Source organism: Nostoc sp. WHI, assembly GCF_015714725.1.
Taxonomy (GTDB): Bacteria; Cyanobacteriota; Cyanobacteriia; order Cyanobacteriales; family Nostocaceae; genus Nostoc.
Genome location: NZ_WBKM01000174.1, coordinates 1 through 8,128, shown reverse-complemented (window position 1 = coordinate 8,128; position 8,128 = coordinate 1). Strand labels below are relative to the sequence as shown.

The 8,128-nt window shown below is 41.1% G+C and carries 3 protein-coding genes and 2 pseudogenes; 4 read left to right on the top strand and 1 reads right to left on the bottom strand.

Annotated features, from left to right (window positions below; translation table 11 throughout):
• Positions 1 to 320 precede the first annotated feature (320 nt).
• The gene (locus tag F8S12_RS17955; protein WP_196517494.1) at positions 321 to 2,285 is read right to left on the bottom strand and encodes a two-partner secretion domain-containing protein; all 1,965 of its coding nucleotides are present in this window, start codon (positions 2,283 to 2,285) and stop codon (positions 321 to 323) included.
• Between the two features lie 253 nt (positions 2,286 to 2,538).
• On the opposite strand from F8S12_RS17955, the pseudogene F8S12_RS17950 reads away from it, so the two are divergent.
• From F8S12_RS17950 to F8S12_RS17935, 4 genes and pseudogenes are all read left to right on the top strand, one after another.
• Positions 2,539 to 3,147 (top strand): annotated as a pseudogene (locus tag F8S12_RS17950) (ShlB/FhaC/HecB family hemolysin secretion/activation protein); the annotation flags it as partial.
• A gap of 282 nt (positions 3,148 to 3,429) precedes the next feature.
• Entirely contained in the window at positions 3,430 to 5,676 is a 2,247-nt protein-coding gene (gene recD2, locus F8S12_RS17945) for an SF1B family DNA helicase RecD2 (protein ID WP_196517492.1), read from the top strand.
• 109 nt (positions 5,677 to 5,785) lie between these two features.
• Positions 5,786 to 6,673, top strand: coding sequence for a hypothetical protein (locus F8S12_RS17940; RefSeq protein ID WP_196517491.1), 888 nt, complete (start codon positions 5,786 to 5,788; stop codon positions 6,671 to 6,673).
• A 441-nt stretch (positions 6,674 to 7,114) separates the two neighbouring features.
• Positions 7,115 to 7,843: pseudogene (locus F8S12_RS17935) on the top strand (AIPR family protein); the annotation flags it as partial.
• Positions 7,844 to 8,128 lie beyond the last annotated feature (285 nt).

Sequence of the window (8,128 nt, the reverse complement as noted above, 5' to 3'; positions counted from 1 at the left end):
TTTCTTCTCTTTCTTTAACTATTCTTCCAGACCACTCCTCGATATTTTTCAACTCTAAAAGTTTCGTTACATCCTCTTTAAAATCTGATAATGAATCGGCAAAATTTAGATTTGCATATATGTTTTTCTCCATAAAAGTAGATACTTCCTATTTCAAAACTATTCCTGAAAAGAAATTTTACCTTTTTTATAGTCGCAACAATGTACAGAAACCTCGTTTTTAGCACAGGTTGTGTCTTCTAACGAATATTACTCAGGTCATTGTATTAAATGTTTAATATGTACGTAAGAGTTTATTAGCGATCGCTCTCCAGGTGGGGTTATCTCACAAAATCGCATTGCTCCCTTTTGCTATCGGCAGAAAGAAAAATTCCTTGAGAGTCAATTTTAATATTTCCGCCTCGTCCTTCAAAAGCATTAGCTGTAATACTGCTATCGCGTTGAGAAACTAATGTTCCTGTTTCAATATTAATATTACCCCCATTAGCATTAGTACCATTAGTGCCTGCGGTTGCAGAGATAATTCCATTATTTAATTGAATATTTTGTGAGTTCAAATTAATATCACCGCCTTGCCCAACAGCAGTAGTTGCTGTAACTCCTCCTTCGTTGGCAATTTCAATATTATTGGCATTGATATTGATTTTACCAGCGTCGCCTGAGCCTTGATTCCTAACGCTTATTCGGCCACCATTGAAAATATTTAATTTCTCAGTATTAATTATTACCTCTCCAGAAGCTCCACTAGGTACTGGAGGAGAGCCAAATAATCTCTGAGCAGTTTGAATCGCTATGCTAGCAGAAGAATTAATCGAACCACTGATTTCAATATTAGGAGCATTTATAGTAACAGTTCCAGCCGAACCAGAACCTAATGTAGAAGTATTAACAAAAGACCTTTCTCCTATAATTAATTTTAATGTGTTAAGTGTTAGATTGCCTGCATCTCCTTGAGTATAGCTTTCAGAAGCTAAATAGCTAGGAATAAAACTTCTGCCTGAGTTAATTAGTTCTACAGAGTTAGTTAATACAATAGAGTCAACTGCGTTGATAATTACATTTCCTCCAGAGCCGTTACCGAGAGTTGAAGATGTTATTAAACCACCATTCTTAGCTTCTAAGCTTCCTGTGGAAACTGTAATATCTCCAGATTTACCAAAAGTATTTGATGTGCTAGTAGTATAAATTCCGCTTGTAAAGATAGGATTAGAAGGAGAAAAATCAAACAATTTGATGGATTGCGAAGCATTCACTGTTACATTACCACCACTAGCTGCACTATAAGTTCTTGTGCCAAATTGAGCGCCTGCTTCAACAACTAATTGTTTGGTGGAAATATTAACATTCCCTCCAATTCCACTACCTATAGATTCAGTCCTCAAAAGACTGACGAATCTTCCATCTGGTGATGTGCCACTCATTTTAAAAGACTCAGAGGCATTAATTGTTACACCTTCCCAAGATTGCGAACCTAAATTTTGGTTTAGAACTGTTGAGCCATCATTTATTGAAATATCTTTTCCCTGCAAAACAACAAAACCTCCACTACTATCTACTAGAGACTGTTGTAATAAATTAATATCCTTAAAAGAAGAAGTTTTTTCATATCCTAAAATCCATCCTTTAAAAGCAGGATTGAGGGTAACTATACCTGTTTCAATACTGCTTAATTCAACTCGTCCTTCCTCAGCAGTAATGTTTCCCCCCTGTAAAGTGATATCACTTCCTATTAAAGCCAAGGTTTCACCTGGTTGCACTTCTAGTCCAATTGTTTCAGTGTTTCTTGCAATTGGTGTATTTCTCCCACTAGCAGCAAGTAATCCCTCCCCTGCACCCTGCACGGTAATACTTCCAGAATTACCGTTAAATCTCAGACCAATAGGAATATCAACTGTGAGTAGCGGCGCTTGAGGATTAGTAGCGCTAAATTCGGACCCATCAGCAAACTCAATAGCTTCGGCAGTAGTAGCAAAAAACGAACCACCGATATCTAATCGAGCATTAGGGTCAAAAACAATACCACTAGGGTTGATCAAGAAGAGATTAGCTGTACCATTGGTGCTAATCAAGCCATCAATATTAGAGACTGAACCACCAGTAATCCGGGTGATGATGTTCTGAATATCTAGGCCGTTATTGAAATGAGCGCTAGTTCCGGTAGGAACTGAAAAGTCCTTCAAACTGTGAAAAAGATTGCCCCCAACCTGAGTTCCTCCCTCGATAGTTCTAATGTTTCCTTCTGTCTTGATGGTTGTGTTGTTAGGCAAGGATAAATCTTGAGTCATTTGTGCTGCTGCAGATAGAGAAGGTATGAACAAAGAAAGAGTTGTTATCAATACTGCTCTAATATCGCTGTTAATTTTCATTAAATTGAAAACTATATTGGCAAATGCCTATTGTCTGACCTGAAAAGGATGTGAAAAAGTTTGACATATTATTAAAAATTAATCAAGTGAAGATCCTGATTTTAAATGATTATCATTCTTTAAATCAACCTGTCTCTTCTTTTTTTGGAATAATTTATTCTTTGGAAGTCCCTTGACTGCACTGCGGTTTTTCCAAGAATGGACTTCTCGCAGCCCTCGCCAAGTAATAGCAGTGCGATCGCAATTCAACCTGGGGATCAGTGCGTTAGATTCCACAATCAATCAAGAAACTCCCGATAGTCGATTTTTCTCATGGCTTGGACAAGCTCAATGGGCGCGGCTTTTGGCTCCTGAAACTATATTTTTGCTCCGCCTCAATACGCAATTGTCATCGACTTCACTTCTACCTTTCGAGCAGTTTGGACTAGGTGGAATTGATAGTATCCGTGGCTATCGCCAAGATATTCTGCTAGATGACAACGGTGCTTTTGCTTCAGCCGAAGTTCAAGTCCCAGTACTTCGGACATCTGGGAGCAATGGTCTGTTGCAAGTTATACCCTTTGTAGATTTTGGTGTTGCTTGGAATAATTCGAGCCGAGACAATTATAATACCAGCAGTCCGAATACTTTAGCTTCTGTTGGTCTGGGCTTACGTTGGTCACAAGGCGATCGCTTCACCGCACGTCTGAACTGGGGCATTCCTTTGATAGCAGTTGACCAGCCAGATAGAACATGGCAGGAAAACGGGATTTATTTCTCGGTGATTTATAATCCTTTTTAAGAGTATTGACATCTTTGGCTTGTAGTGCATCTGATAACAACAACGTTCATCCAGAGAGTCTTGCAAATGAAATTCCCACTCATCATCACAGTAGTAATACTTTTTATCTTGAAGGTTGACAAGGTAGTACCCAGTCTTGCCGCCGCTCTCCTGGCTCCTGTCAAACCAAGCAGCATTTTCTCTCTTGAGTGAAACTAACGCTGGGTGTACGGTTTAGTATTTATGTACTATAATAACTCCACTCCCAGTATTATAATAATGTGCGGCAGTTGATCATAAGCAATGTCCACTCTCCCTAATCTTTCTCCTCAACAAGTAAGCGCCTCTCCTGAACACGAAACAATCATCGGCGTCGTAGAACGCCTAACTTTTTACTCAGCTGAGTCAGGCTACACCGTGGCACGACTGACCCGCCCTCGTAGCACCGAACTCACAACAATCGTCGGCAGTTTTGCTAATATTCAGCCGGGTCAAACTCTACAACTTACAGGTTTTTGGCGTGACCATCCACAATTTGGGCCACAGTTCCAGGTAGTTAATTATCGAGAAACCAAACCAGCCACTCTCACCGGAATTGAGAAATACTTGGGCAGTGGACTAATCAAAGGTGTAGGAACAGTTACAGCCAAGCGTATTGTCGCTCACTTTGGGCTTGAAACCCTAGAAATTATCGAAAACCAGATTGAGCGACTAATTGAAGTTCAGGGTATCGCTAAAAAACGAATCAACTTAATCAAAAACGCCTGGGAAACACAGAAAGCTATCAAAGAAGTGATGGTATTTTTGCAAAGCCACGGCGTTTCAACCACCTATGCAGTCAAAATTTACAAACAATATAAAGATGAAGCGATCGCTACTGTCACCCATAACCCCTACCAGTTAGCCACCGACATCTACGGTATCGGTTTTCTGACTGCTGACAAGATTGCTCGGAACTTGGGAGTTGCACCTGATAGCGAATTTAGATACTGTGCAGGACTTGTTCATGCGTTGAGCGAGGCAGCCGAAGACGGGCATTGTTACTTACCACAGCCAGAACTAATTGAGTCAGTGATTAAACTGCTGACTACTGAGGAACATCAGCCAATAGAAGAGGCGATCGCTCTTACTATCAAAGACATGGCTCTTAAAGATGAGCTAATTCGAGAGCATGATGTTGATAAAACAGTACTTTGCTACAAACCTACTTACTTTCATACTGAGCAAAACCTAGCACAACTGATATCTGGGCGCTTGAGTCAACCAACTATACAGGATATCCCTCGTGTCCGTGCCTGGATTGAGCGCTTCACTGCTAGTCACAAAATTCAACTTTCAGAGCAACAGCAACTTGCTGTTGAGATGGCTGCTTATTCCAGAGTGATGATTCTTACTGGCGGTCCTGGTGTCGGAAAAACTTTCACTACCCACACTATAGTCAGTTTATGGAAAGCGATGGGTAAATCTATTGCAATGGCAGCACCAACTGGACGCGCTGCACAACGGTTGGGTGAAATGACCGGACTTGAGGCAAAGACCATACACCGCTTGTTGGAATTTGACCCCAGGACAAGAGGATTTAAATGCGACAGTGACAATCCTTTGCCCCACACAGCAATTATCGTCGATGAAGCCAGTATGTTAGATTTATTTCTGGCATACTCCTTAGTCAAAGCAGTAGCACAAGGCTCACAACTGTTGTTGGTGGGGGATATTGACCAGTTGCCGTCAGTTGGAGCAGGTCAGGTACTTGCTGACTTGATTAATTCTAGTCGTGTGCCAGTGGTGCGGTTAACTCAGGTATTTCGCCAAGCCCAACAGAGCGCAATTATTATCGCCGCGCACCAGATTAACCGAGGAATTTATCCTACAATCGAGTCAATATCTGACAATCCCGTGTCTGATTGTCTGTGGCACGGCGGCGGACATCAGCCCGAACACGGGGTACAAGCAATTTGCGAGATAATTACTGACCTGATTCCCCGGTTAGGGTTTAACTCGGCTACTGATGTTCAGGTGCTTTGTCCAATGACGCGAGGGGTTGTTGGTACTCGTAATCTCAATACAGTATTGCAGCAGTTGATTAATCCACCTACACTGTCCAAGGTGGAGATAAATAGAGGTGGAATGACACTGCGAGTTGGCGATCGGGTCATTCAACAAATGAATGATTACCAACGTGAAGTCTTTAACGGGGATTTGGGAATTATCACGAACATCGACACTGTTGAGCAGGAAGTGATGGTGCAATATGGTGAGCGTACTGTGGTTTACGACTATGCTGACCTGAACGAAATTACTTTAGCCTGGAGCGTTACTATACATAAAAGCCAGGGCAGCGAGTATCCAGTGGTAATTCTGCCACTCTATATGCAGCATTATATGATATTGTCTCGTAACCTGTTTTACACTGGGTTGACTCGTGCTAAAAAGTTGGCGATCGTCATCGGTTCTAAAAAAGCAATATCTCTTGCTGTACGATCTACTGATGATCAACAGCGATATACAAGGTTACAGCACTTGTTAGTTGTGGCGGAGTTGCGACCGTGAGGGAGTAATACCGTGATCGGCTTCAATTTGAGATGTGATTAAAATGGGTTGTAAATACAGATAAAATATTATTAATCACTTCAAATTAATTCTTAATAACCCAAATTGAATGACTCGCTTTATTCATGACGAATTTGCCAAAGATTATCTTGAAGAACTGTTAAAACCTTATGGGGAAGTTAAATCCTCATCAAAAATCTCAGGAGAGATCAAAGAAATTGATGTGTTATTTACTCCATCAGCACAGCAAACCTCTAATTTAGAATTGCTAGGGCTACTAGGCAGATTGGCAGAATCCCCAGCAATATTAGAACCATTTCGGAATGCCGCTTCAGGGGATGAAATTTGTGATTGTATTCAAAAATTACTAGAAGTAAAAGCTCTCTTGCGACGAGATGCGAAAGCGAATAAAACCAGACTCCAAGAGTCAGATATTCCGAAACTATGGGTTCTTAGTCCAACTGCATCCCCAGCACTACTATCGAGCTTTAATGTTAATCAGAAATCGGGGTGGTTGCCAGGAGTATACTTTTTAGGTGATGCTCTACGGACAGCAATTATAGCCATACATCAACTACCGCAAACACCAGAAACGTTGTGGTTAAGAATTCTTGGCAGGGGGAGTGTGCAGTCACAGGCAATTGTGGAATTATCGGCGTTACCATTGAATCATCCATACAAGCAAGCGACGCTAGAGTTAGTTTATAACTTGCGCGAGAATTTGAGAATCAACCAAAATTTAGAATTAGATGATCGGGAGTTGATTATGCGATTAGAACCACTTTATCAGCAAGACCGCGAAAGAGCCAAACAAGAAGGGAAACAAGAAGGTGAACGTCTTGTAGTCGAAAACTTATTACAAGTTCGTTTTGGTTCATTAGATAAAGAACTTCAAGCAATTATTGAACCAGTACTAGCATTACTCCCTGAAGAATTTACTCCATTGCTCATGCAATTGTCACGGGAGGAATTGATTGCTAGATTTGGCAGACATTGAAGAATTTTTCCGGTTAGACCCAGAACTAAAGTTTTGATACATCTTTGAGCAAGCTTGAACTGCCTTATCTTGAAAAGGAATTGTACATTCAGAACGCTCACCTGACCCTGACCGTTACAAAGAAACTACTATTCATGGCATTCAAACCTGGGTCGCCCTGCCTGTCGAACACGAAGAAACCGAGCCAAGGTTTATTCACTATCCTGCTGAAACTCTTCCCACTTGGGAAGAGAATGGCATTGTCATCAAACTTATTGCTGGACAAGTACTTGGCTATACCTCACCAGAAGTGATGACAAAAGCTAATCCTTTTTCATAGGCGTGTCGAAGGGACTTTGTTGCATGAATAAGAACTTTTGAGTCATCCTAGCGAGAGATTGAACAAGAGGACTTTACAACAGCATTGACATATAATAATTTACTTCCATCAAGAAACAAAGTATGCCCAAGACTTGGAACATTAAAATAGACAACTATTTTCAAGCCAACCCCAATTGCATCATCGCCACTGCTCATGTAGATTCGTTTCCGACAGACCTACCCCTAGAACCGAACATCAGGGAACCAAACCGCAAAAGCGCGACCTACAGACAAGTCTTCGACTCACTGACTACTCAACCCGAAAAATTCTTCTCTCGTCACAGTGGAATCGTTCTGTCAGCCAATAAAGTTAAACCAAGCAAAACCTCACTCGAACTAGAAATTTTAGAAGCTAACGAGGGGGGTAGTGATGGGATTATCAACGGAGGGCATACAGTTTTAGGATTTGAGCAAGCGAAAAACTATAAATACGACCTAACCCAAGCCAGAGTAAAAGTTACCATCCACATCGGACTTGATGAAGAAGCAGCCAAAGACATAGCCCTGGCTTCAAATACCACAACGCCAGTAGATTCGCGTTCCAAAGTCAACGCCAGAGGTGATTACAAATTTCTCAAGCAGTATTTAGCGAATTTAGAAAATACAGAAGAGAGAAAATTTCGCATCGCCTATTACCAGAATCAAAGCGGCGCTCCCAGAAACGCCCAGTGTAATGTGAACCATTTGCTGAAGCTGCTTTACTGCCTCGACAGAAATAGATATAACCCCGACGGCAATAAACGAACCAAGCACCCAACAGGTCTGAGTATTCCGTCTAACATCACAGACACGGAAAGGGAAAGATTCAGCAATTCTCATTTTGAAATAAATAGGGTATTAATCGCCATTTTGAAATTCAATACGTAGCACAAAATAATTAGTTTTTTAGGGAAAGGCGTAGGCGCAGCGCGCACTTCTCTACAAGACGCTCCGCAAAGGGCAAGCTCAGTGACCACCGCAGGCATCACTAAAAAATAATTGACTACAATTATTAAGTATAAATACTGACATATTTGAGGGATTTGCTTAAAAACGAAGGGTAAATCCAGGAAAGTAGTTCTGTTTTTAGAATATAGAACTTAATTAAAATAACAA